The 22,830-nt window shown below is 69.5% G+C and carries 23 protein-coding genes; 10 read left to right on the top strand and 13 right to left on the bottom strand.

Going from position 1 to position 22,830, the window contains the following annotated elements; genetic code table 11:
* Window positions 1-100: 100 nt before the first annotated feature.
* Window positions 101-925 (top strand): OXA-1206 family carbapenem-hydrolyzing class D beta-lactamase, encoded by an 825-nt coding sequence (blaOXA, locus tag EPAKOI_RS22705; RefSeq protein ID WP_423193762.1) that lies wholly within the window; start codon window positions 101-103, stop codon window positions 923-925.
* A 15-nt stretch (window positions 926-940) separates the two neighbouring features.
* On the opposite strand, the gene fliR is transcribed toward blaOXA, so the two are convergent.
* The 7 genes from fliR to fliL all read right to left on the bottom strand — a co-directional run bounded on the left by fliR (window position 941) and on the right by fliL (window position 5,491).
* Window positions 941-1,726, bottom strand: a complete 786-nt coding sequence (gene fliR / locus EPAKOI_RS22700) for a flagellar biosynthetic protein FliR (RefSeq protein WP_124686083.1) — start codon at window positions 1,724-1,726, stop codon at window positions 941-943.
* A 40-nt stretch (window positions 1,727-1,766) separates the two neighbouring features.
* Window positions 1,767-2,036: a flagellar biosynthesis protein FliQ gene (fliQ, locus tag EPAKOI_RS22695; protein ID WP_124686084.1), complete on the bottom strand. Its 270-nt coding sequence runs from the start codon at window positions 2,034-2,036 to the stop codon at window positions 1,767-1,769.
* A gap of 13 nt (window positions 2,037-2,049) precedes the next feature.
* Window positions 2,050-2,859: a flagellar type III secretion system pore protein FliP gene (gene fliP / locus EPAKOI_RS22690; RefSeq protein ID WP_423193761.1), complete on the bottom strand. Its 810-nt coding sequence runs from the start codon at window positions 2,857-2,859 to the stop codon at window positions 2,050-2,052.
* A complete protein-coding gene (gene fliO / locus EPAKOI_RS22685) occupies window positions 2,856-3,380 on the bottom strand; it encodes a flagellar biosynthetic protein FliO (RefSeq protein ID WP_423193760.1) in 525 nt (174 codons plus the stop codon). The genes fliP and fliO overlap by 4 nt, the downstream gene beginning before the upstream one ends.
* Window positions 3,377-3,850 carry a flagellar motor switch protein FliN gene (gene fliN, locus EPAKOI_RS22680; RefSeq protein ID WP_124686085.1) on the bottom strand — a complete coding sequence of 158 codons (474 nt, stop codon included), beginning with the start codon at window positions 3,848-3,850 and terminating at the stop codon, window positions 3,377-3,379. The genes fliO and fliN overlap by 4 nt, the downstream gene beginning before the upstream one ends.
* Entirely contained in the window at window positions 3,843-4,853 is a 1,011-nt protein-coding gene (gene fliM / locus EPAKOI_RS22675) for a flagellar motor switch protein FliM (RefSeq protein ID WP_124686086.1), read from the bottom strand. The genes fliN and fliM overlap by 8 nt, the downstream gene beginning before the upstream one ends.
* 149 nt (window positions 4,854-5,002) lie before the next feature.
* Window positions 5,003-5,491, bottom strand: coding sequence for a flagellar basal body-associated protein FliL (fliL, locus tag EPAKOI_RS22670; RefSeq protein ID WP_124686087.1), 489 nt, complete (start codon window positions 5,489-5,491; stop codon window positions 5,003-5,005).
* Between the two features lie 498 nt (window positions 5,492-5,989).
* Between fliL and acnB the strand changes: the two genes are divergently transcribed.
* The gene (gene acnB, locus EPAKOI_RS22665; RefSeq protein WP_124686088.1) at window positions 5,990-8,581 is read left to right on the top strand and encodes a bifunctional aconitate hydratase 2/2-methylisocitrate dehydratase; all 2,592 of its coding nucleotides are present in this window, start codon (window positions 5,990-5,992) and stop codon (window positions 8,579-8,581) included.
* 144 nt (window positions 8,582-8,725) lie between these two features.
* Here acnB and EPAKOI_RS22660 read toward each other — a convergent pair whose 3' ends face one another.
* Window positions 8,726-9,433, bottom strand: coding sequence for a Crp/Fnr family transcriptional regulator (locus EPAKOI_RS22660; protein WP_172966167.1), 708 nt, complete (start codon window positions 9,431-9,433; stop codon window positions 8,726-8,728).
* A 97-nt stretch (window positions 9,434-9,530) separates the two neighbouring features.
* On the opposite strand from EPAKOI_RS22660, the gene EPAKOI_RS22655 reads away from it, so the two are divergent.
* From EPAKOI_RS22655 to EPAKOI_RS22630, 6 genes are all read left to right on the top strand, one after another.
* The gene (locus EPAKOI_RS22655; protein ID WP_423193759.1) at window positions 9,531-11,666 is read left to right on the top strand and encodes a TonB-dependent receptor; all 2,136 of its coding nucleotides are present in this window, start codon (window positions 9,531-9,533) and stop codon (window positions 11,664-11,666) included.
* Window positions 11,667-11,729: 63 nt separating this feature from the next.
* Window positions 11,730-12,779 carry an ABC transporter substrate-binding protein gene (locus EPAKOI_RS22650; protein ID WP_423193758.1) on the top strand — a complete coding sequence of 350 codons (1,050 nt, stop codon included), beginning with the start codon at window positions 11,730-11,732 and terminating at the stop codon, window positions 12,777-12,779.
* Window positions 12,776-13,789 (top strand): FecCD family ABC transporter permease, encoded by a 1,014-nt coding sequence (locus tag EPAKOI_RS22645; protein ID WP_423193757.1) that lies wholly within the window; start codon window positions 12,776-12,778, stop codon window positions 13,787-13,789. Before EPAKOI_RS22650 ends, EPAKOI_RS22645 begins: the two co-directional genes overlap by 4 nt.
* Window positions 13,782-14,585, top strand: coding sequence for an ABC transporter ATP-binding protein (locus EPAKOI_RS22640; RefSeq protein WP_423193756.1), 804 nt, complete (start codon window positions 13,782-13,784; stop codon window positions 14,583-14,585). The genes EPAKOI_RS22645 and EPAKOI_RS22640 overlap by 8 nt, the downstream gene beginning before the upstream one ends.
* The gene (locus EPAKOI_RS22635; RefSeq protein ID WP_313838768.1) at window positions 14,582-15,208 is read left to right on the top strand and encodes a hypothetical protein; all 627 of its coding nucleotides are present in this window, start codon (window positions 14,582-14,584) and stop codon (window positions 15,206-15,208) included. The genes EPAKOI_RS22640 and EPAKOI_RS22635 overlap by 4 nt, the downstream gene beginning before the upstream one ends.
* A gap of 3 nt (window positions 15,209-15,211) precedes the next feature.
* Entirely contained in the window at window positions 15,212-15,823 is a 612-nt protein-coding gene (locus tag EPAKOI_RS22630) for a hypothetical protein (RefSeq protein WP_124686095.1), read from the top strand.
* 78 nt (window positions 15,824-15,901) lie between these two features.
* Here the strand turns inward: EPAKOI_RS22630 and EPAKOI_RS22625 are convergent, their stop codons facing one another.
* Together EPAKOI_RS22625 and EPAKOI_RS22620 are read right to left on the bottom strand one after the other, a co-directional pair.
* Window positions 15,902-16,267, bottom strand: coding sequence for a hypothetical protein (locus tag EPAKOI_RS22625; protein ID WP_124686096.1), 366 nt, complete (start codon window positions 16,265-16,267; stop codon window positions 15,902-15,904).
* A gap of 154 nt (window positions 16,268-16,421) precedes the next feature.
* On the bottom strand, window positions 16,422-16,865 hold the full coding sequence (locus tag EPAKOI_RS22620; protein ID WP_313838770.1) for a polyhydroxyalkanoate granule-associated phasin: 444 nt from the start codon (window positions 16,863-16,865) through the stop codon (window positions 16,422-16,424).
* A gap of 265 nt (window positions 16,866-17,130) precedes the next feature.
* Between EPAKOI_RS22620 and EPAKOI_RS22615 the strand changes: the two genes are divergently transcribed.
* On the top strand, window positions 17,131-18,057 hold the full coding sequence (locus EPAKOI_RS22615) for a LysR family transcriptional regulator (RefSeq protein ID WP_423193755.1): 927 nt from the start codon (window positions 17,131-17,133) through the stop codon (window positions 18,055-18,057).
* A gap of 103 nt (window positions 18,058-18,160) precedes the next feature.
* Window positions 18,161-19,150, top strand: a complete 990-nt coding sequence (locus EPAKOI_RS22610) for a tripartite tricarboxylate transporter substrate binding protein (RefSeq protein ID WP_423193754.1) — start codon at window positions 18,161-18,163, stop codon at window positions 19,148-19,150.
* A gap of 21 nt (window positions 19,151-19,171) precedes the next feature.
* Here EPAKOI_RS22610 and EPAKOI_RS22605 read toward each other — a convergent pair whose 3' ends face one another.
* The 3 genes from EPAKOI_RS22605 to EPAKOI_RS22595 form a co-directional block, all read right to left on the bottom strand.
* Window positions 19,172-19,789 (bottom strand): LysE family translocator, encoded by a 618-nt coding sequence (locus EPAKOI_RS22605; protein ID WP_124686099.1) that lies wholly within the window; start codon window positions 19,787-19,789, stop codon window positions 19,172-19,174.
* 55 nt (window positions 19,790-19,844) lie between these two features.
* Complete coding sequence (locus tag EPAKOI_RS22600) at window positions 19,845-21,416, bottom strand: EAL domain-containing protein (RefSeq protein WP_423193753.1); 1,572 nt, start codon at window positions 21,414-21,416, stop codon at window positions 19,845-19,847.
* Window positions 21,417-21,857: 441 nt separating this feature from the next.
* Complete coding sequence (locus tag EPAKOI_RS22595; RefSeq protein ID WP_423193752.1) at window positions 21,858-22,796, bottom strand: 2-hydroxyacid dehydrogenase; 939 nt, start codon at window positions 22,794-22,796, stop codon at window positions 21,858-21,860.
* Window positions 22,797-22,830 lie beyond the last annotated feature (34 nt).

Here is a 22,830-nt window from a genome sequence, read left to right as displayed (position 1 = left end):
CGTTCCGCGCCGCCACCTATGCTCCGCACCACGATCCGGGCCTGGATTGCCAACCGTCGACATGGACGACACCCACAACCAATAACCATAGCGTGCAGATATGCCAAACCGACTCCTCCGCTGGCTCCTGATGCCCCTGATCGCGGCCTGTGCCGCCACGGTCGTGCAGGCCGCCGAGACCCCGCTCGACGCCAGATCGCTGTTCGACGCCGCCGGCGTGGACGGCACGATGGTCGTCTACGACGTGCGCCAGCAGCGCACGATGACCTACAACCCGCGCCGCGCGGCCACGCCGTACTCGCCGGCGTCGACGTTCAAGATCTTCAATTCGCTGATCGGGCTGGAAACCGGCGCCGTGGCCGACGTGGACCACGACAAGCTGCCGTGGGACGGCAAGGTCTGGATGCACCACGGCAAGCCGATCCTGCCGCCCGTCTGCAACGGCGAGGTGGCGCTGCGCGTGGCGCTGAAGAACTCGTGCGTGCCGGCGTACCAGGCGCTGGCGCGCCGCGTAGGCACGGCGCAGTACCGCAAGTACCTGGGCGCGGCGCACTTCGGCAACGCCGACGTGGAGGGCCCGGTGGACCGCTTCTGGCTCAACGGCCGCCTGCAGGTCACCACCTACCAGCAGATCGACTTCCTGCGCGCCGCGGCGGCTCACAAGGTGCCGCTGATCTCCGAGCGCAGCTTCGAGGCGCTGGACGACATCCTGACCATCGAGCGCACGCCGGCGTACACGCTGCGCGCCAAGACCGGCTGGGCCACGTCGGGCAAGATGGATGTGGGCTGGTGGGTGGGCTGGGTGACGCGCGGCGACGATACCTACGTGTTCGCGATGAACCTGGACATGCCGCAGCCGGAAGTCGGCGCCAGGCGCCAGGAAATCGCCCGCGCGGTGCTGCGCCAGGTGGGCGCGCTGCCGTAAGCCGGCGGGCCGCCGCTACGGGGCGAGCTGGTCGATGACCGAGGCGGCGGTCTGCAGCCCGGTATCGACCAGATGCTGCATGTAGACGCCCATCTGCGGCATGCACAGCGCCAGCACCAGCATGCCGCCCAGCAGCGTCACCGGAAAGCCGACCGCGAAGATCGACAACTGCGGCGACGCGCGGTTCAGGATACCCATTGCCAGGTTCAGCGTCAGCAGCGCGGCAATCATCGGCAGCGACAGCAGCATGCCCGAGGCAAAGACCGTGCCGCCGGCGCGCGCCACCATGCCCCAGCCGTGGCCGGACAGCGGCACGGCGGCAATCGGCACGCCCTGGAAGCTGTCGACCAGCGCGGCCAGCATCATCAGGTGGCCGTCCAGCGACAGGAACATCAGCGTGGCGACGATGTTCAGGAAGCGCGACAGCACCATGGTCTGCCCGCCGGACGAGCGGTCGTAGAACGCGGCGAACGACAGGCCCATCTGCAGGCCGATGATTTCGCCGGCCATCTGCACCGCGGCAAACATCAGCCGCATGGTGAAGCCCATGGCCACGCCGATGCCAACCTCGTTCAGGATGATCAGCAGGCCCTCGTACGAATAGACCGGCGCGGCCGGGATGGCGCCGATGGTGGGCGAGACCACCGTGGACAGCGCCGCGGCCAGCAGCACCTTGGCGCGGCGCGGGATGGTCGACTCGCTGAAGACGGGCGCGGTGGCGATCAGCGCCAGCAGCCGGAACATCGGCCACAGGAAGGCGGCGATCCACCCGTAGAGCTGGTCGGTGGTGACCTCTAGCACGGCGCCGGTTTCCTGCGGATAGCCTGGGGGAGCGGGCGCGTCAGTGCGCCAGGGCGGGGATGCCCTGGAAGACTTCGCGCATGTAGTCGACGAACGTGTTGAGCATCCACGGGCCGACCAGCACCATCGTCACGAACAGTGCCACCAGCTTGGGGATGAACGTCAGCGTCATCTCGTTGATCTGGGTGGCGGCCTGGAACAGGCTCACCACCAGGCCGGCGGCCAGCGCCACCAGCAGCAGCGGGGCAGACAGCATCAGCGTCATCTTCATCGCCTGCGTGGCGATCGTCATGACCATCTCGGGCGTCATCTCGGGCTCCGCGTCAATTCATGAAGCTCTGCGCCAGGGACCCCAGCAGCAGTTGCCAGCCATCGACCAGCACGAACAGCATCAGCTTGAACGGCAGCGAAATGGTGGCGGGTGGCACCATCATCATCCCCATGGCCATCAGCACGCTGGCGACGACGAGGTCGATGATCAGGAACGGAATGAAGATCGTGAAGCCGATCTGGAACGCGGTCTTCAGCTCGCTGGTGACAAAGGCCGGCACCAGTACCGCGAACGGTACGTCGTCCGGGCTCTGCATCTCGGGCGTCTTGGCCATCTGCGCGAACAGCGCCAGGTCCTTCTCGCGCGTCTGGTGCAGCATGAACGCGCGCACCGGCACGGCGGCGCGCTGGGCGGCCGTCTCCAGGCTGATGCGGTTTTCGGACAGCGGCTTGTAGGCGTCGGTGTAGACCTTGTCGAAGACCGGCGACATCACGAAGAACGTGAGGAACAGCGACAGGCCCACCAGCACCTGGTTGGGCGGCGACGAGGCCGTGCCCAGCGCGTTGCGCAGCAGGCCCAGCACGATGATGATGCGCGTGAAGCCGGTCATCATCAGCATGGCGGCCGGCAGGAACGACAGCGACGTGAGCAGGACCAGCGTCTGGATCGACAGCGACCAGATCTGGCCGCCGCCAGCGGCCGGCTTGCTCGTCACGCCCGGCAGCGACTGCGCCAGCGCGGCGTCCGGCACGAGGCAGAGCGCCAGCGGCAGCAGCGCCAGCAAGGCGCCCGCCACGTGCGGCGGACGCACGAAGGGCTTCACGGGTAGCCGCTGGACAGCGGCGGCACGCGGCGTGTTCATTTCTTGAGGTTTTCCTGCATGGCGCGCATCAGCCGTTCGCCAAAGCTGCCTTGCATCGGCGGCATGGGGGTCGAACCGGCGGGCGCGCTGGTGTCCGGCTGGGCCGGCAGCGTATGGAGCGGGCGGATTTCGTTGGGCGAGACACCGAGCACCAGCCAGGTATCGCCCACTTCCACGGTCACCACTTTCTGGCGCGTGCTCAGCGCCAGGCTGTTGACGACCTTGATCGATGCATTGCCGGTGCCGTGGCGCACCAGGCCCACGCGGCGCGCCAGCCAGGCCATGCCCAGGATCAGCGCGATGACGGCAAACAGCCCCAGGCCGGCCTGCGCCAGGCTGGCGCCGCTGCCGATGGCCGGCGCGTTGCCCGCGATGGCGGGGCTGGCGGCGGCACCGCTGGCGGCATGGGCCGTGCCGGGCACGACGTCGGCGGCCTGCGCACCGGCGGCGGCAAGGCCGCTGGCGGCCGTGCCGAGGATCATGCGCGCGGCAGCTGCAAGCCGGCGCGGGGCGGCTGTCATTTGTTGAGCTTCCGGATGCGTTCGGACGGCGTGATGATGTCCGTCAGGCGAATGCCGAACTTGTCGTTCACCACCACCACCTCGCCCTGGGCGATCAGGTAGCCGTTCACGAGCACGTCCATCGGTTCGCCGGCCAGGCCGTCCAGTTCCACCACCGAGCCCTGCGCCAGTTGCAGCAGGTTCTTGATGGGTACCTTGGTGCGGCCCAGTTCGACGGTCAGCTGCACGGGGATATCGAGGATCATCCCGATATCGTTGTGGAAGCCGCTCGGTGCGTCCTGCGCCAGGGGCGGGAACACCGTGGAAGCCGCCGGCGTGGCCGTGGCCATGGCCGAAGCGGGAGCCACCGGCGCTGCCGTGGCGGTGGCGTCGGCCGCAGGTGCCGCCTGTTCGGCGCTGGTCTGCTCAGCCAGGGCGCTGGCCCAGTCGTCCATCGGATCGACCGGCTTGTCCTGAGTGCCGTCAGTCATGATCGGTTTCCTTGTTGGAATCGCTGTCTTGGTAATTGATCATTCGTTCCACGCGCAGTGCGTACTGGCCGTTCATCGTGCCGAAGCCGCACTGCATGACGGGTACGCCGTCGACCTTGCCGAAGATCTTCTCCGGCAGCTCGATCGGCAGCACGTCGCCCTCGCGCATGGCCAGAACCTCGGCCACGGTGCTGCGCAGGTGTGCGAATTCGGCCACCAGTTCCACTTCGGCGGCACGTAGCTGGTTGGAAAGCTGGCCGAGCCAGCGTTTGTCCACCTCGACCTCGTCCTGCAGCGGATTCATCAGCAGATCACGCAGCGGCTCGATCATCGAAAAGGGGATACAGATGTGCAACTGCCCGCCAACCGCGCCCAGTTCGATATGGAACGCGGTGGTGACCACGGCGTCGTTCGGGCCGGCGACGTTGGCAAACTTGGTGTGCATCTCCGAGCGGACGTAGTCGAACTCGATGGGATGCACCGTGCCCCATGCCTGGCTGTAGCTGTTCAGCGTCAGGTCCAGCATGCGGCGGATGATGCGCTGCTCGGTCTGGGTGAAGTCGCGGCCTTCCACGCGGGTGTGGAAGCGGCCGTCGCCGCCAAACAGGTTGTCGACCACCAGGAACACGAGGTTCGGGTCGTACACGAACAGCGCGGTGCCCCGCAGCGGCTTCATGTGGACCAGGTTCAGGTTGGTCGGCACCGGCAGGTTGCGCACGAAGTCGCCGTACTTCTCGATCCTGACCGAACCCACCGAGATGTCGGCGCCGCGGCGGATGAAGTTGAACAGCGCGGTGCGCAGTGCCCGGGCAAATCGCTCGTTGATGATTTCGAGCGTATGCAGGCGGCCGCGAACCACGCGCTCCTGGTTGGCCAGGTTGTACGGGCGCACGCCGCCTTCTTCGACGACTGGCGCGCTCGCCGCCGGCGTATCGGTTTCGCCCGATACGCCCTTGAGTAGTTCGTCTACCTCGTCCTGCGAGAGGAACTTGTCGTAGGCCATCTAGTGTCCTGCCCCGTGAACGGCTGTAAGGATGAAACGGTCCATGTCCGGCTTCAGGCGTCGCGCATGACGCGGCGGCAGGAAGGAAGGTTGGCGGGCAGTTTCATGGCTATCGGTTTGGCTCGGGGTTCGCGGCGGCAGGGTACGGCTTACTGCACCACGAACGATGTAAACAAGACATCCAGGATCTTCTGGGGCGGCAGGCCGGGGGCAAACGGCTGGCTGATCGCCGCCTGGATGTCCTGGGCCAGCTTGCGCTTGCCTTCCACCGTGGCCAGATCGCCTGGCTGGCGTGCCGAGAGCAGCAGCAGGATGCGGCTGCGTGCTTCCGGCTGGTACTGCGCCAGACGACCCTGCGTGTCGGCGTCCGCCACCTTCAGCGACAGGCCGGTGTGTAGGAAGCGGTCGCCGTCCTCGCTCTTGAGGTTGACGGTGAACGCATCGAGCGGCACGAAGATCGGCGGCGGCACCACCGGGGCAGCCGGCGCAGCCGGTTGATGATTGCTGCTGAGAATGCTGCCCAGGAAAAAGCCGCCAGCGGCCAGCACCACCACCAGCACGCCGCCGCCAATCAGCAGCAGTCGGCCGCGCTTGCTCGAAGTGCCGCCAGTCTGGGAGGGGGAAAGCGTGTTCGCCATGAGATGCCTGTGTCGGAATGCCTGCCATTCTTCCCGAATCGCAGGCAAGCAAAGGGCCGATAAAAAGGGGGAAACCCGCTCAGCTTGGCCGTTTGAGCTGAACGGGCATCGGGCGCAGGGGCGCTTCGGCGCGCCATTCGCGCCTGCATGCTGGTTAACGAATACCGGCAGCCGAACTTAAGACGCGCGTGGCGGTTCCGTAGGCTTTGGCGTCGAAATGTGGTCTAAAAGACTCTTACGGCGAGATGCTGGCCATCTCCGGCGTCCGCTCGGCAGATCGCCCGCGATGCGTGCCCATCTGCGAATCCGCTACAGTCCTTCACCCGCCAGCCGTTGTCCTGCTGGCGTTCGCGTCGTTTAACTCTTATATAAGATATAAGACATTTGATCTCGGCCAGACTTAGGATTACAATCACGCGGCAGCGACGGCCCCCAGGGGTCGCCAGCCCACAAGAGACAAGGCCGTACCCGTTACCACCCTATTAACAGCAGGTTCCCATGCTTGATACCTATCGCGCCCATGTTGCCGAACGCGCCGCGCTTGGCATTCCCCCTCTGCCGCTGACTGCCAAGCAGACCGCCGAGCTGATCGAACTGATCAAGAACCCGCCGGCGGGCGAGGAGCAGGCCCTGGTGGACCTGATCACCTACCGCGTGCCGGCCGGCGTGGACGACGCCGCGAAAGTCAAGGCGTCGTACCTGGCCGCCGTGGCGCTGGGTTCGGAAAAGACCCCGCTGATCTCGCGCGCCCGTGCCACCGAGCTGCTCGGCACGATGCTGGGCGGCTACAACATCTCGCCGCTGATCGAGCTGCTCGATGACGCCGAGGTGGGCACCGTGGCCGCCAACGCGCTCAAGAAGACCCTGCTGATGTTCGACGCCTTCCACGACGTAAAGGAAAAGGCCGACAAGGGCAACGCCAACGCCAAGGCCGTGCTGCAGAGCTGGGCCGACGCCGAGTGGTTCACGAGCCGCCCCGCGCTGCCGGAATCGCTGACGATCACCGTGTTCAAGGTGCCGGGCGAGACCAACACCGACGACCTGTCGCCGGCCCCGGACGCCACCACGCGCCCGGACATCCCGATGCACGCGCTGGCCATGCTGAAGAACAAGCGCGAAGGCGCCGCGTTCCAGCCCGAGGAAGACGGCAAGCGCGGCCCGGTGAAATTCATCGAATCGCTCAAGGAAAAGGGCCACCTGGTGGCCTACGTCGGCGACGTGGTGGGTACCGGTTCCAGCCGCAAGTCGGCCACCAACTCGGTGCTGTGGTTCACGGGTGAAGACATCCCGTTCGTGCCGAACAAGCGCTTTGGCGGCGTGTGCCTGGGCAGCAAGATCGCCCCGATCTTCTACAACACGATGGAAGACGCCGGCGCGCTGCCGATCGAGCTGGACGTGTCGCAGATGGAAATGGGCGACGTCGTGGAACTGCGCCCGTACGAAGGCAAGGCGCTCAAGAACGGCGCCGTGATCGCCGAGTTCAAGGTCAAGTCCGACGTGCTGTTCGACGAAGTGCGCGCCGGCGGCCGCATTCCGCTGATCATCGGCCGGGGCCTGACCGCCAAGGCCCGCGAGGCGCTGGGCCTGGCCCCGTCGGACCTGTTCCGCCTGCCGCAGAACCCGGCCGATACCGGCCGCGGCTTCACGCTGGCCCAGAAGATGGTGGGCCGCGCCTGCGGCCTGGCCGAAGGCCAGGGCATCCGCCCGGGCACGTACTGCGAACCGAAGATGACCTCGGTGGGCTCGCAGGACACCACCGGCCCGATGACGCGCGACGAGCTGAAGGACCTGGCCTGCCTGGGCTTCTCGGCCGACCTGGTGATGCAGTCGTTCTGCCACACGGCCGCCTACCCGAAGCCGGTGGACGTCAAGACGCACCACACGCTGCCGCAGTTCATCAGCACCCGTGGCGGCATCTCGCTGCGCCCCGGTGACGGCGTGATCCACTCGTGGCTGAACCGCATGCTGCTGCCCGACACCGTCGGCACCGGCGGCGATTCGCACACCCGCTTCCCGATCGGCATCAGCTTCCCGGCCGGCTCGGGCCTGGTCGCCTTTGCCGCCGCCACCGGCGTGATGCCGCTGGACATGCCGGAATCGGTGCTGGTCCGCTTCAAGGGCAAGATGCAGCCGGGCGTGACGCTGCGCGACCTGGTCAACGCCATTCCGCTGTACGCGATCAAGCAGGGCCTGCTGACCGTGGCCAAGCAGGGCAAGAAGAACATCTTCTCGGGCCGCATCCTGGAGATCGAGGGCCTGCCGGAACTGAAGGTGGAACAGGCTTTCGAGCTGTCGGACGCCTCGGCCGAGCGTTCGGCCGCCGGTTGCACGGTGCGCCTGAACAAGGAACCGATCATCGAGTACATCAACAGCAACATCACGCTGCTGAAGTGGATGATCGCCGAGGGCTACCAGGACCCGCGCAGCCTGCAGCGCCGCATCAAGGCGATGGAGGCATGGCTGGCCGATCCGAAGCTGCTGGAGCCGGACACCGACGCCGAGTACGCCGCCGTGATCGAGATCGACCTGGCCGACGTGCACGAGCCGATCGTGGCCTGCCCGAACGACCCGGACGACGTGAAGACGCTGTCCGACGTGGCCGGCGCCAAGATCGACGAAGTGTTCATCGGTTCGTGCATGACGAACATCGGCCATTTCCGGGCCGCGTCGAAGCTGCTGGAAGGCAAGCGCGACATCCCCGTGAAGCTGTGGGTCGCCCCGCCGACCAAGATGGACCAGAAGCAGCTGACCGAGGAAGGCCACTACGGCGTGTTCGGCACGGCCGGCGCCCGTACCGAAATGCCGGGCTGCTCGCTGTGCATGGGTAACCAGGCACAGGTGCGCGAAGGCGCCACGGTCATGTCCACGTCGACGCGTAACTTCCCGAACCGTCTGGGCAAGAACACGAACGTGTACCTGGGTTCGGCCGAACTGGCCGCCATCTGCTCGCGCCTGGGCCGCATCCCGACCAAGGACGAGTACATGGCCGACATCGGCGTGATCAACGCCAATGGCGACAAGATCTACAAGTACATGAACTTCGACCAGATCGAGGACTTCAAGGAAGTTGCCGATTCGGTGACGATCTGAGCGACGGTGTTCCGCGCCCGAGGATGGGCGGCGGAACCCAGCCTGACTGATGAACCCCGCGGCGCGCAGGCGCTTGCGGGGTTTTTTGTTTCCGGCCTCCGGCATCGCGGTGGCCACCAGCCGCCAGCCGCCAGCCGCCAGCCGCTAGCCGCTGCGCAACCCCCGCGCCAGTGCGTCCAGCCAAGCCGGGTCGGCAATGCGCCAGTGGCGGCCCCGGCCTTCCAGGTGGCCCAGCTTCTGCCAGTCGGACAGCAGCCGGTTCAGCGTCTCGGCCCGCACGGCCAGCTTGGCGGCCAGCTGGCGCTGGCTGAGCGGCAGTTCGATGGCTGGCCCGGCCTGCGCCCGCAGCTTCAGCAGGTAGGCGGCCAGGCGCTGGGCGGCGCTGGTGCTGGCCAGGCTGTCCACGTCGTCGATCCGCAGCGTCACCGTCTGCGCGGCCAGATGCAGCATGTTCACGGCCAGCGCCGGATGGTCCAGGCACGCCTGCCGCAGCGCGGCGCGCGGGAACTGGCATAGCGTGCTGTCCACGGCAGCACGGGCTTCCACGGGATAGCGCGGCTGGTGCAGGAACATCACGATGGCGCCCAGCAACTGGCCCGCTTCCACGTGGTGGATGATGCGGTCCTCGCCATCGATGCCGATGCGCAGCGTGTCCACGCGGCCGCGCATGACCAGGTACCAGAAATCGGCCCGCTCGCCCTGGCTGAACACGTAATCGCCCCGCGCCAGCTCGCGCACCGACGCCTGCGCCAGCAGCCGCCCGCCCTGGGCGGCCGCGTGCAGCACCGGGTGGCCGGCCAGCATCGCCTGCGCCTCGGCCACCCCGCCCGCCGCCGTCTTGACATTTCTCATTGGTGTTTCGACCCACGCCCCGAATAATTCGCAAATGATAATCATTTTCAAGTAGTTGTCGCCCGCCAATCGGGCGATCTTTGATCGGGGATAGATCGTGGTTCGTCATTTCACATCGGGCCGGCGCCGCTGGCCGGCAGGCGTCGCCTTTGGCGTCGCATTGGTCTGGCCGGGCCTGGGGTCGGCAACCGTGGCCGATCAGGTCCATGAACTGGAAAGCGTGACCGTCAGCGCCATGCGCTCGGCCAGCACCGTGGAGGAAACACCGCGCACCGTCACCGTCATCACGGGCGAGCAGGTGCGCGAGCGGGTGGGCAGCGGCGGCATCCAGGGGCTGCTGGCGGACCTGCCCGGCATCGCGTTCGCCCGCACCGGCGGGCTGGGCGGCCAGCTCGTGATGCGCGGCTTCAACACCAACTCGGGCCACTCGATCATGGCCATCGACGGCGACCGCTACCGGGGCCGCAGCACGCTCGAATACAACATGATCGACCCGGCCACCATCGAGCGCATCGAGGTCATCCGCGGCCCGGCGTCGGCGCTGTACGGCTCCGACGCCATGAACGGCGTGGTCAACATCGTCACCCGGCGCGCGAAGGTCGACGCCGACCAGCCGTTCACGCTCAAGCCAAGGCTGCGCTCGCTGGAGTGGAACAGCGTCAACAACATGGTCGGCGGCCGCGTGGAAGTGCTGGGCGGCGGCAACGGCTTCGACGTGATGCTCGGCGTCAACCACCGCGATGGCGACGACTATTCCACGCCCCTCGGCGACGCGCTGAACAGCGGCTTCAACTCGACCGGCGCCGACCTTGCCATCGGATACCGGCCGCACGCGGACGCGCGCTGGGAGCTGTCCGCGCGCTACCAGCGGGTGGTCAGCGAGCGCGCCGGCGGCCTGGGCGCCGCGCCCGGCGAGCCGTGGATGAGCGTGCGCGAGGACCCGATCATCGAGCGCTACGTGCGGCTGGCCTACCAGGGCCGCAAGTTCGGCGCGCTGGCCGACAGCATCGACGCCAGCGTCTACGTGCGCGACTTCGACACCGACATCTACCAGCGCAACGCGCGCTCGCCGGTCTTCACGGCCTACAACCACATCAAGGTCTACACGCCCACCGTCTGGGGCGGGCACCTGACCGTGAACAAGCGGCTTGGCAGCCATGCGCTGAGCTTTGGCGGCGATTTCTTCAACGAAAGCTTCGACGGCCGCATCAACCAGGTCCAGCGCTACAGCAACAGCACCGGCGCGCTGCTGGGCAGCACCGGCTGGCGGCAGATGGAACGCGCGGCCCACCAGACCAACGTGGGCCTGTTCGTCCACGACGACTGGCACGTCGGCGACGCATGGACGCTGTCCGGGTCGCTGCGCGGCGACATGGTCGACATCCGCATCGGCGATACCTACGCGGGCGAGCCGCCCAAGCTGACCGAGGCGTACGCCGGCTCGACCCGACCCCGGCACTACGCCGTGACCGGCGGGCTGGGCGCGATCTACGAGTTCGTGCCGGGCTGGCAGGTGGTGGGCAACCTGAGCCGGGGTTTCCGGGCGCCGTCGGGCATGAACCTGACGATTTCCAGCGTGGCGGGCACGCAGGCCACGCTGCCGTCGCCGCACCTGACGCCCGAGACCAACCTGACCGCCGAGGCCGGCGTGCGCTGGTTCGGCACCGACGGCTGGGCGCGGCTGACGGCCTACCAGAGCAAGTACACGGACCTGATCGCGCTGCAGCGGATCGATGCCAACCTGTTCCAGCGCCAGAACATCGGCAAGGCCACGATCCGGGGCGTGGAGCTGGAAGGCCGCACGAAGATCTTCCGGCGCTGGAGCGTGGGCGCGGCCGCCACGTACACGCACGCCCGCAACGACATCACGGGCCGGCCGCTGCCGTACGTGGCGCCGCTGACGGCCAATGCATCGCTGCGCTACGACGGCGCGGGCTGGCACGCCGAGGGCGTGGTCCGCGCGTTCCGGGCCAAGACCGACATCGACCCGTCGCAGGAGCGGCGTACGGCCGGCTACGGCATGGTCGACCTGTTCGTCGGCATGGACGTCAGCCGCGTGCTGGGCGATGGCTGGCGCGACTGGAAGCTGCTGGCCGGCGTGGAGAACGTGTTCAACAAGGTGGGCCGCAATCCCACCGTGACCGAGAACCTGTCGTACCCGAACACGCTGGTCGGCAACCCGCTCGTGGAACCGGGCCGCGCGGTGACGCTGAAGCTGACGGGGGTCTATTGATGCGGGGCGTGCGTGGTGCGATGGCGCTGGTGGGGGTGGCGGGGGGTGGTGGGGATGGCGGCGATGGCGTGGATGGGTGCGGCGGCGGCGGCCGACGCGCCCGCTGTCGTCGACCAGAACGGCCATCGGGTGGTGCTGCCGGCGCAGGTGCGGCGCGTGGCGGTGATCCCGATCCCGCTCGCGTCGATGGTGATGGCCGTCGATGGCGGCGCCCAGCGGCTGGCGGCCATGCACACGGCCAGCCGTGCCGACTTCGATTACGGCCTGCTCGGCCGGCTGTTCCCGGACGCGGCCCGCATCCCGGCGCAGATCGCGGGCGAGGGCTTCGTGCCGAACGTGGAGGCGCTGGCCGCCAGCGGCGCCGACGTCGTGATCCAGTGGGGCGACCGGGGCGACGACATCGTGCGGCCGATCCGCGAACTGGGCCTGCCGGTGGTGACCGTGCGCTACGGCGACAGCAGCCTGGCGGCCGGCTGGCTGCGGCTGGTCGGCGCCAGCCTGGGCAAGCCGGCGCGCGGCGAGCGGCTGGCGCAATGGTTCGAGTCGCGCCGCGCCGACGTCGCCGCCCGTACCGCGCCGATTGCCGCCGCCGAGCGTCCGCGCGTGCTGTACCTGCAACGGGCGCGCTCGGGCCTGCGCGCGGCCGGCAAGGGCACCAGCATGGACGGCGATATCCGGCTGGCGGGCGGCGTGAACGTGGCGGCCGGCGTGCCGGGCTTCGCGCAGGTCAGCGTCGAGCAACTGCTGGCCTGGGACCCGCAGGTCGTGCTGCTGAACAACTTCGAGCCCGGCCTGGTGCCGGCCGACCTCTATGGCGATGCGCGGCTGCGCGGGCTGGCCGCGGTGCGCGAGCGGCGTGTCTACAGCTATCCGCACGGCGGTTTCCGCTGGGACCCGCCCAGCCAGGAAACGCCGCTGACGCTCGACTGGCTGTCCAGCCTGTTTCATCCGCAACGGGCCGAGTCCGGCATCCGCGACCGGATTGCCGACGCCTACCGCCTGCTTTACGACTACCGCATGACGCCGCGCGATACCGACGACCTGCTCAAGCTCGACGCCAACGGCGCCAGCGCCCACTACCGCGCACTGTTCGGCCAGGGCGCCGCGCCATGACGCGCACCCGTACCCTGGCCACGCCCGTCCTGCTGACGGCCTTGCCGGTCATCGCACTGCTGGCCATCGGGCTGGGCCGCTACACCGTGGACCCGGGCACCGTGCTGCGCATCCTGGCGTCGCCGCTGCTGGGGCCGGGCGATGTGGCGCCGATGCAGGCCAGCGTCGTGGCCGGCGTGCGGCTGCCGCGCGTGCTGCTGGCCGGGCTGGTCGGCGCGGGGCTGGCCGGCGCCGGCGCGGCGTTGCAGGCGCTGTTCCGCAACCCGCTGGCCGAGCCGCAGCTGCTGGGCGTGTCGTCCGGCGCGGCGTTCGGCGGCGTGCTGGCGCTGCTCTGGCTGGGCGATGGCTGGCCCGTGGTCTCGGGCGCGCTGCTATGGGGGATGCTGGCGCTGTTCGCGGTGTACTGGCTCGCGGGCGGCCGGCGCGGCCAGTCCGGCACGGTGCTGCTGGTGCTGGCCGGCATCGTCGTCAACGCGGTGTTCGCGGCCGGCGTGTCGCTGATCAAGCTGATGGCGGACCCGCAGAACCAGTTGCCGGCCATCGTCTTCTGGCTCATGGGCAGCCTTGCGGCGGCCGACCACGCGCGGCTGGCGCTGGCGCTGCCGTGCATCGGCGCCAGCCTGCTGCTGCTGTACGGGCTGCGGTTCCACCTGATGGCGCTGGCCGTGGGGGACGCCGACGCGCGCAGCCTCGGCGTGCCGGTGGCGCGCGTGCGCGTGCTGGCGCTGCTGGCCGTCGGCCTGATCGCGGCGTCCAGCGTGGCCGTCTGCGGCGTGGTGGGCTGGGTGGGGCTGGTGGTGCCGCATCTGGTGCGCATGGCCTGCGGCAGCCACCATCGCCATTTCCTGCTGCATACCGTGCTGGCGGGCGCCGGCTACCTGATCGTCGTCGATACGCTGGCACGCACGCTGACGCCGATGGAGATACCGCTCGGCGCGCTGACGGCCTTGCTGGGCGCGCCGGTGTTCGCGGTGCTGATCCGCAGGCTCGGAGGCAGCGCCCATGGCTGACATCGTCCTGTCCTGCGACGGCATCGGGCACCGCTACGGCGACCGCACCGTGCTGCGCGACATCGGCCTGCGGCTGCCGCGTGGCGCGCGCTGCGCGCTGCTGGGCGCCAACGGGGCCGGCAAGTCGACACTGCTGCGGATTCTGGCCGGACAACTGGCGCCGGCCACGGGGCGGGTCGTGCGCGCGGGCCGCATCGGCTTCGTGCCGCAGGAGGTGCATCCGGCCCTGCCTATCAGCGCGCTGGAAATGGTGCTGCTGGGCCGCGCCGGCGGCATCTCGCTGCTGCGCGCACCGGGCCGGGCCGACTACGACGCGGCGCGCGCCGCCCTGGGCCGCGTGCAGGCGTTGCACCTGGCCGACCGCACGTTCCTGTCGCTCTCCGGCGGCGAACGCCAACTGGTGGTGCTGGCGCGTGCGCTGGCCGCGCAGGCGAGCCTGCTGCTGCTGGACGAGCCTTGCGCGGCGATGGACTGGCACAACCAGGCGCTGACGCTGCGGCTGCTGGCCGAACTGGCGGCCGATAGCATCACCGTGCTGTTCAGCACGCACGTGCCGCAGCACGCGCTGGAATGCGCGAGCCATGCCGTGCTGCTGTTCGGCGATGGCCGACACGCCTTCGGGCCGCCGGACGCCGTCATGGACGAGGCCGCGCTGTCCCGCCTCTATCGCCTGCCCGTGCGCCGCGTGCGCATGGCCGGGCTGGGCGGCGCCGGCACGGCTGTGCCGGTGTTCTCGCATCCCCCCTCCCAACCGTCTTCTCCACAGCCGGCGCAACCCTGCGCAACATCGTCATGAGTTCTGTCCTGCACGTCCGTGCCATCGCCCACGAGGTGCCGTCGTTCATCGCGCTGCTTCAGGCACGCGGCATGGCGTCGCATTCGCTGCGCGATCTGCACGATGCCGACTTCCTGGGCCGGCGCGCCATCCTGATCGAAGCCCATGTCGACCAGCGCGCGCTGCTGCGCCACCGCGCGGTCCTGCGCACCCATCTGGACGCCGGCGGCACGCTGGTCTTCAACGGCCATCTGGTCTATCCGATCTTCGACGAACTGGCGCCGTTCCGCGTGGCGGCGGGGCGGGGCGTGCGCGACCTGATCGTCGAGCGGGTGCACGACCACCCAGTCTTCGCCGGCGTGTCGTGCGACGACCTGAGCTTCCGGCGCGGCGTGGCCGGCTTCTACGGCCGGGGCGCCAACCCCGCGCCGCCGGGCGCCGTGGTGCTGCACCGGCTGCGGCAGGACGGCTCGCCGCTGGACTGGGTCTGGCAGCGCCCGGCCGGCGGGCAGGTATTCATGCACGGCGGCAATTCGTGCTGGATGTACGTGGACGACGAGACCAGCGCGGCGCGCATCGGCCCGCAGTTGCTGGACTGGATCCAGGCCGGCGCACCCGCGCTGGCCACAGCCAACGGAGACTGAACCGTGCGTATCGCATTCGTGGATGGCGGCACCTATTACCATCACGCAACCTTCAACGACCCCGCGCTGCGCGGGTATTTCGACGCCAACGTCTACGCGCCAGACCTGCCGCAGGCAGACCTGGCCCCGTTCGACTGCCTGTACGTGGCCAGCCGCCAGAACCCGGCGGACCTGGTGGCGGCGCGCCCGGCGATCGACGCCTTCCTGGCGGCCGGCAAGCTCGTGGTGGCGCTGGGCGAATGCCGCGCCGACCTGTGGCTCGACGGCGTGCAATGGCGGCCCACGGTCACCAATTTCTGGTGGTGGCTGGAGCCCGATGCGGACAGCGGGCTGCGCGTCGGCGATCCCGGCCACGGGCTGTTCCGCCGGATGCGGCTGGCCGACGCCACGTGGCACCGCCATGGCGACCTGCTGACGCCACCCGGTGCGGTGTCGGTGGTGGATACCGTCGATGGCCGCTCGGTGCTGTACGACGACGCGGCCACCGGCCCGGGCCGGCGCATCGTGGCGACGCTGGACCCGTGCTATCACCACGGCAGCTACTTCATGCCGGCCGCGTCGCGGTTCCTGCACCACTTCCTGCCGTGGCTCAAGGACGGCGCGCCACCGACGTGACCGCCAGCCGGCCCCGGACGCAAAAACGCCCGGCGAGGCATCGCCGGGCGTCGGGTGGCGGCGGCGGGCCGCGCGGGGTTACTTGCTGGACTTGGCGCCGTCGGTATAGGGATCGGGCTTGCCGACCCGCGCGCCGTCGGTATAGGGATCGGGCTTGCCGGTGCGGGCGCCGTCCGTGTACGGGTTGTACTTGTCCGACTTCGCACCGTCCGTGTACGGATCGGCCTTGGCCGACGGGGCCAGGTCGGTCCGCGTGGACTGCTTGGCGCCATCGGTGTAGGGGTCGAACTTGCCGGCCTTGGCGCCGTCGGTGTACGGGTCGGCCTTGCCGGCCTTGGCACCCTGCGAGTACGGATCGAACTGCTTGGTCTGCCCGTGTGCAAGCGGGGCCATGGCCACGGCCGCGGCTGCGACGATCAGGCTGGAAAGGAGTGTCTTGCTCATGAGAGCCTCGCCAGTTGAGGGCGCGATTCAGGGGCCCGCCCGAGTGCGCCCACTAAGCCATCGGGCAGGCGGCATGACGCCTGGAATGCAATCTCTGCAAGGATAGTCGCTGACGCCGGAACCTGCCGTTACGGCCGGTAACGGTTCTCGGCGGCTAGTGCGCCGCCGGCTTGCGCGGCCGGGGCGTCTCGCGGACCTGCGCGGCCGGGACATCGACCACCGCATCGGCCGCCGCATCCGTGGCCGCGGTGGCCAGCGCCGGCATGCCCAGCATGTGGCCCCAGGCGTCCATCCACGCCCGCTGCGTGGCCGCGCCCAGCTCCATCATGGCCGACGCGTAGTGCAGCGGAATCGACAACAGCGGCATCTGGTTGTTCCACTGGCGCGCGTACAGCTCCTCCGGGTCCTGCGGGACAAAGAACGACGCCCAGTCGAACTGCGCCTCCTCGGTCATGGACTTCGTGAAATCGGTGTTCAGGCCCATGAACTTCTGCCACGTTTCCATCACCTTGGCGTCGCCGAACGGCGCAAAGGCGGGGAACGGGAAGGCGGCAGGCATGGCCCAGGTGGCCCAGAAGGTCGTCGGATTGCTTGGCATGCTGGAAACTCCGGTTGAAAAACCTGTGAGGAAAAAAGTGCTGCAAGCGGGGCGCGTGATGGTTGTCTGGCGGTGCGCAGGGCGCGCACATCACGGCAACCCCCGGGGGCGACCACCACATCGTGTGCCCATCCGGCCGATGGGTCAACCGGCAGGCGCGACGCGGTGGCCCGGGCATCACGTGTGCGCCGCGCCGGGGCGCGGAGCGGCCCAGCGTGTGACATATCGCAGGCACAATAGCGGCTCTTCATGACCGGGATGGGAAATGGAACTGCGGCAACTGCGCTACTTCGTGCACGTGGTGGAACTGGGCAGCATGGGGCAGGCGGCCCAGCGGCTCGGCGTGGTCACGTCGGCGCTGAGCCAGCAGATCAGCCGGCTGGAAAGCGAACTGTCCACGCGCCTGCTGCAGCGTACGTCCACGGGCGTGGTGCCCACCGATGCCGGGCTGGCGTTCTGGCGCCAGGCGCAACTGGCGCTGCGCCATGCCGACGATGCGGCGCTGGCGGCCCGTACCGCGCGGCTGTCGGGCCATGTCAGCGTGGGCATGGCACCGAGCACGCTGGCCGTGCTGGGCCCGTCGTTCATGGTCGCCATGCGCGACCGCTATCCCGATATCCGCCTGCACCTCGTGGAAAGCCTGTCCGGCGGGCTGGCGACGATGATCGGCGCGCGGCAGCTCGACCTTGCCGTGCTGTTCCAGCTTGAGCCGGGGCAGCGCTGGAGCAGCCTGCCGCTGCTGGAAGAACGGCTGTTCGTGATCGCGCGGGCCGACCAGCCGGGGCTGCCGGCGGCCGGCACCATGCGGCTCGACGAGATTGGCGACCTGCCGCTGATCCTGCCCAGCGGCTCGCATGGCCTGCGGGCGGTGCTCAACGCCGCGTCGGCGCGCAGCCAGCGGCCGCTGAACGTGGTGGCCGAGATCGACGGGCTGGCCGTGCTGATGGATGCGGTGCGCGCCGGCATCGGCGCGACGATCCAGCCCGGCGCGGCCGTGGCGCGCCACCTGGGCGATCCGCTGGCGCTGATCGAGATCTCGGACGCCGGCGTGAGCCGGCCCAACCTGCTGGTCAGCCTGTCCGACGACGAACTGTCGCCGGCCGGCCTGGCCGCGCGCGGCGTGCTGGAGCAGGTGGCGCGCCAGCTGGTGACGGCCGGCCGCTGGCCCGGCGCGACCCTTCACAAATCCTGAACACGGTACGCCGGGGCGGGGCTGGCGCGCCGGGTGCCCGCTTGCGTAGAGTCGGGGGTCCAGCAGATCCCACAAATCCAACGATTCCCGCAGGAGACTCCGCATGACCTCACGCATGCCGCGCCGCGTCGCGCTCAAGGCGCTTGGCACCTTTGCCCTGGCCGCCGCCCTTTCCGGTTCCGCCCTGGCCGCCGACAACTGGCCGTCCAAGCCGATCACGCTGGTCGTGCCGTTCGCGTCGGGCGGCACCACCGACATCATCGGCCGGGCGGTCGGCCAGCGGCTGGGCGAGGCGCTGGGCCAGCCTGTGGTGGTGGACAACCGCCCCGGCGCGGGCGGCACCATCGGCGGCGCCCTGGTGGCGCGCGCCAACCCGGACGGCTACACGTTCCTGCTGGCCACCGTGGCCCACACCATGGCGCCCGGCATCTACAAGTCCCTGCCGTACGACTTCCAGAAGGATCTGGCGCCGATCGGCATGGTGGCGCTGACGCCCAACGTGCTGATCGTCAATCCGTCGATCCCGGCCAAGACCGTGCAGGAGCTGGTGGCCTACATCAAGGCCAATCCGGGCAAGGTCAACTATGGCTCGGCCGGCATCGGCAGCACCGAGCACCTGTCCGGCGAGCTGTTCCGCGCGCTGACCAGGACCGATATTTCGCACGTGCCGTACAAGGGCGGCGCGCCGATGATGACCGACCTGATGGCCGGCCAGATCCAGATGGCCATCGAGACCAGCCCGTCGGCCAATCCCCATATCAAGAGCGGCAAGGTCAAGGCGCTGGCGGTGACGTCGGCCAAGCGCTCGGCGGCCTATCCCGGCGTGCCGACCGTGGCGGAGAGCGGCGTGCCCGGCTACGAGGTGACCACGTGGTACGCGCTGATGGCCCCGCACGGCACGCCCGAGCCGATCCGCCAGCGCATGAGCGCCGAACTGGCCAAGGTGCTGAAGCAGCCCGACGTGCAGAAGCGCTTTGAAGAGCAGGGCGTGACCGCCGGCGACATGACGCCGCCGCAGCTGGCCGGCTTCATCAAGACCGAAACCGCCAAGTGGACGCAGGTGGCGAAGGATTCCGGCGCCAAGGCCGAATAACGCCACCCACCGCCGTGGTGCCTACAGCGCGCGGCGGATCTCCGCCACGCCAAACGCGGCCAGCGCCAGCCCGGCCACGCGGTCGATCCACTGGCGCAGCCGCGTGCCCAGCGCATGCCGGGCGCCGGTGACCATCGCCACCAGCACGCACCACCAGGCGATGGACCCGCAGAACACGCCCAGCACCGTGGTCATGGCGATGGTCGTCGAGAACGCCCCGCGCGGCGCCAGCGTGGCGAACAGCGCGGCGAACATGATCACGGTCTGCGGGTTGGTCAGCGTCAGCAGCAAGGCGCTGCCGAACGCGCGCAGCTTCGACCCATTGGCGCGCAGCGTGGCCACCTGCTCCGTCGGCTTCTGGAAGAACGTGCGCAGCCCCAGGTAGAGCAGGAACAGCCCGGCGGCCACGTGCAGCGGCTTGTCGTAGGCCAGCATGAACTGCGACACCCCCACCAGCCCCAGCGCGGCCACCAGCCCGTAGACCGCGTCGCCGCAGGCAATGCCGAAGCCGATGGCCAGCCCGGCGCGCGGGCCGTCGGTCAGTGTGCGGCGGATGCAGAGCATGCCCATCGGGCCGACGGGCGCGGCCACCGCCAGGCCAACGCCGGCAGCGGTCAGGAACAGGGCGGGCAGGGACATCGCGGGGTCTCCGTTCATGGTGGTCGTGGCAGGCCGATCGCAGCGATTCTATCGGCTAGGCCGCCACCTGCGGCGTGGAGCGCGCCAGCAGTTGCGCCAGTTCCACAGCGGGCACCGGGCGTCCGAACAGCCAGCCCTGGCCGTAGTCCACGCCCTGCGCGCGCAGGAAATCGGCCTGGTTGCGGTCCTCGATGCCCTCGGCCACCACCTGCAGGCCCAGCGACTGGGCCATGGCGATGATGTGCGGTGCCACGGTGCTCGACGCCGCCTCCTGCCCGATGGTGTCGACGAACGACTTGTCGATCTTCAGCGCGTCCACCTTGAAGCTCTGCAGGTACGACAGGCTCGAATAGCCGGTGCCGAAGTCGTCGATATAGACCGGGTGGCCGGCGTCGCGGAATGCCTGGATGGTGTCGCGCGCCACGTCGGGCTCCAGAAAGCCGCGCTCGGTGGCCTCGATGCGGATCTGGTCCGGCGCGATGCCGGTGCCGCGCAGCCGCGCCGTCAGCACGCTCAGGAAGCGGCGGCTCTTCAGGTCTTCCACGCCGACGTTGATCGACACGTAGAAGTGCGGATGCCGCCGCAGCAGCGTGCCCAGTTCGGCCAGCACGATGTCCAGCACCTGGTCCGTGATCTGCTGGATCAGCCCGGCGTTCTCGGCCATCGGGATGAACAGGTTCGGGCGCACCAGCCGCCCGTGGCGGCGCCAGCGGACCAGCGCCTCGACGCCCACCGGCTGGTTGTCGGCCAGCGACACGATGGGCTGGTAGTGGACGGCCATCTCGTGCCGCCGCACCGCGCCGCGCAGTTCGCCCTCCAGGCTGAAGCGCCGCGTGGCGCGCCGCCAGACCAGGATGCCCAGCGGCATGCCGGCCGCCAGCCCCACGCCCAGGCCACCCACCAGCAGCGCCTTCCAGTTGGCCAGCAGCGCCGTGCGCGGCGCCAGCACCACCACGGCCAGCGGCATGGTGCGCGAGCGGCGCAGCACGATCGACGCATCGTCGTCGCTGCCCACGTCCTTGCCCGATCCGTAGGCATGGTCGGCGTAGGCGCGCTGCAGGCGCGGCACGCTGGCGCCCTGCGACGCCGCGAAGATCCGTCCGGCATCGGTCTGCACGGCGGCCAGCATGCGCGTCTCGCGGTCCACCACGTCGACGAAGGTCTGCGGGTCCATGCCGACGTAGCTGCCGTTGCGCCCCAGCAGCATCGACCGGCGCGGCGCGGCGAACGGGTTGGGCTGGTCGAACCAGTAGTCCAGGCCGTCGGGCGTGCGCCAGTCGGGCGGCGGCAGCAGGAACTGGTTGGCCTGCACGGCGCCCAGCAGCGCCGAGCACAGCCGCTTGCCGCCGCGGTAGGCGCCGGCGTCCTGGATATGGCGGTAGGTGTAGGTGATGCGCCGCATCTCCACCAGGTGCGACGCCGAGCACGGGTCGTCGCGCAGCGATTCCAGGTCCTGCAGCGCGTTCAGGGCCTGGGTCATGACCGTTTCGGCGCGGGCCACGGCGGCGTCCGCGAACACGCTGAGCTGCTCGGATTCGCGCCGGTTGGCTTCGAGCTGGGCCATGAACACGCCGATCCCGACCGGGAACAGCGTGGCCATCGTCGCCAGCACGATTGTCACAACCACGAACCAGCTACGCTGCATCGGGTGCCCTCAGGAGACGCGCCGCGGCGGCGCCGTCCCGTCTCAACGGAAGTGAAAGTGCCGCCGCGCCAGCCGTGGCCCCGGGCCGGCGGCAGGGGCCCGGGATCATCTACCCGCTCTGGGGAGCATAGCTAACAATCGGCCTGCCCGTCTGTCATGCCGGCCCGGCGGTTGCATTTTTGCAGGCCGGCGACGGCGCGCCCAGGGGCGGAACCTGCGCACAGGGTAAGTGAATTTGCGCTACGCCCGAATCCATCCAGATGGCGGGGGGTGGGCTGGCGCACGGTGGCGGCGCGCCCAGGGGGGGCCGGGCGCGCGGAGGTGGCGGCTCAGCGGGGGATGCCCGGCAGCCGCGCCGCGCCGCGGGCCGGGCCGCGCGCGGGTTTGCGCCGGGAGTCGACCCGGCTACGCTTTTTCAGCGCCTCAGATCGCGGACCGCAGGACGGCCCCGGTGGCAAAGAAGCTCTGCAGGTTGTCGAACACCAGCCCGGCCATGGCGGCGCGGGTCTCGTGCGTGCCGCTGGCCACGTGGGGCAGCAGCACCACGTTGTCCAGCCCGAACAGCGCGGGCGGCACGTTGGGCTCGTCCTCGAACACGTCCAGCCCGGCGCCGGCGATGCGCTGGTTCGCCAGCGCATCGACCAGCGCGGCCTCGTCGACCACGGTGCCGCGCGCGATGTTGATCAGGTAGCCCTGCGGGCCCAGCGCCTTGAGCACGTCGGCCGACACGAGGTGGCGCGTCTCGGGCCCGCCCGAGGCGGCAATCACCAGGAAGTCGGCCCATTCGGCCAGCGCCGGCAGCGATGGCTCGAAGCCGTACGGCACGCCGTCCTGCGCCTTGCGGCCGAAGTAGCGTACTTCCATGTCGAACCCGCTGGACCGCTTGGCGATGACCCGGCCGATGCGGCCCATGCCGACGATGCCCAGCCGCTTGCCGCTCACGCGCGTGGTGAGCGGGTACGGGCCGCGCGGCCATGCGCCGCGCCGCACGTAGCGGTCGGCGGCGCTGACCTGGCGCGCCGCGTCCATCAGCAGCGCGAAGGCGGTGTCGGCCACGCAGTCGTTGAGCACGTCGGGTGTGTAACCCACGGCGATGCCGCGCGCGCGGGCCGTGTCGAGGTCGAGCTTGTCCAGCCCCACGCCGAAGCTGGAAACGACGCGCAGATTCGGCAGCGCGGCCAGCATCGTGGCGTCCACGCCCGTGGCGGCGCGCGTGGTCATCGCCACGAACTCGCCGCCGTGTTGCGCCAGGTAGGCGGCCGGGTCGCTTTCGGCCCAGAACGGATGCACGTCGAAATGCTCGGCCAGGCGGGCTTCGGTCTGTTCGGGCAGCCGGCCATGCTGCAGGAGGCGGGGTTTCATGCGGAAGGGGTCCTTGGTGTCCGTTGGGTGGGAA

The sequence above is a fragment of the Cupriavidus sp. H18C2 genome (assembly GCF_049393795.1).
Classification (GTDB): domain Bacteria; phylum Pseudomonadota; class Gammaproteobacteria; order Burkholderiales; family Burkholderiaceae; genus Cupriavidus; species Cupriavidus pauculus_C.
Note: the sequence above shows the minus strand (reverse complement) of the source record. Positions and strands in the feature narration are given on the sequence as shown.

What these genes read in the sequence shown, in the direction of transcription:
- EPAKOI_RS22625 (WP_124686096.1), bottom strand. Translation starts at nt 16,267, where the DNA reads ATGAGCAAGACACTCCTTTCCAGCCTGATCGTCGCAGCCGCGGCCGTG.
- EPAKOI_RS22620 (WP_313838770.1), bottom strand. Translation starts at nt 16,865, where the DNA reads ATGCCAAGCAATCCGACGACCTTCTGGGCCACCTGGGCCATGCCTGCC.
- fliQ (WP_124686084.1), bottom strand. Translation starts at nt 2,036, where the DNA reads ATGACGCCCGAGATGGTCATGACGATCGCCACGCAGGCGATGAAGATG.
- acnB (WP_124686088.1), top strand. Translation starts at nt 5,990, where the DNA reads ATGCTTGATACCTATCGCGCCCATGTTGCCGAACGCGCCGCGCTTGGC.
- fliO (WP_423193760.1), bottom strand. Translation starts at nt 3,380, where the DNA reads ATGACAGCCGCCCCGCGCCGGCTTGCAGCTGCCGCGCGCATGATCCTC.
- fliM (WP_124686086.1), bottom strand. Translation starts at nt 4,853, where the DNA reads ATGGCCTACGACAAGTTCCTCTCGCAGGACGAGGTAGACGAACTACTC.
- blaOXA (WP_423193762.1), top strand. Translation starts at nt 101, where the DNA reads ATGCCAAACCGACTCCTCCGCTGGCTCCTGATGCCCCTGATCGCGGCC.
- EPAKOI_RS22640 (WP_423193756.1), top strand. Translation starts at nt 13,782, where the DNA reads ATGGCTGACATCGTCCTGTCCTGCGACGGCATCGGGCACCGCTACGGC.
- EPAKOI_RS22660 (WP_172966167.1), bottom strand. Translation starts at nt 9,433, where the DNA reads ATGAGAAATGTCAAGACGGCGGCGGGCGGGGTGGCCGAGGCGCAGGCG.
- EPAKOI_RS22610 (WP_423193754.1), top strand. Translation starts at nt 18,161, where the DNA reads ATGACCTCACGCATGCCGCGCCGCGTCGCGCTCAAGGCGCTTGGCACC.
- fliL (WP_124686087.1), bottom strand. Translation starts at nt 5,491, where the DNA reads ATGGCGAACACGCTTTCCCCCTCCCAGACTGGCGGCACTTCGAGCAAG.
- EPAKOI_RS22615 (WP_423193755.1), top strand. Translation starts at nt 17,131, where the DNA reads ATGGAACTGCGGCAACTGCGCTACTTCGTGCACGTGGTGGAACTGGGC.
- EPAKOI_RS22605 (WP_124686099.1), bottom strand. Translation starts at nt 19,789, where the DNA reads ATGTCCCTGCCCGCCCTGTTCCTGACCGCTGCCGGCGTTGGCCTGGCG.
- fliP (WP_423193761.1), bottom strand. Translation starts at nt 2,859, where the DNA reads ATGAACACGCCGCGTGCCGCCGCTGTCCAGCGGCTACCCGTGAAGCCC.
- fliN (WP_124686085.1), bottom strand. Translation starts at nt 3,850, where the DNA reads ATGACTGACGGCACTCAGGACAAGCCGGTCGATCCGATGGACGACTGG.
- EPAKOI_RS22650 (WP_423193758.1), top strand. Translation starts at nt 11,730, where the DNA reads ATGGCGTGGATGGGTGCGGCGGCGGCGGCCGACGCGCCCGCTGTCGTC.
- EPAKOI_RS22595 (WP_423193752.1), bottom strand. Translation starts at nt 22,796, where the DNA reads ATGAAACCCCGCCTCCTGCAGCATGGCCGGCTGCCCGAACAGACCGAA.
- EPAKOI_RS22645 (WP_423193757.1), top strand. Translation starts at nt 12,776, where the DNA reads ATGACGCGCACCCGTACCCTGGCCACGCCCGTCCTGCTGACGGCCTTG.
- EPAKOI_RS22635 (WP_313838768.1), top strand. Translation starts at nt 14,582, where the DNA reads ATGAGTTCTGTCCTGCACGTCCGTGCCATCGCCCACGAGGTGCCGTCG.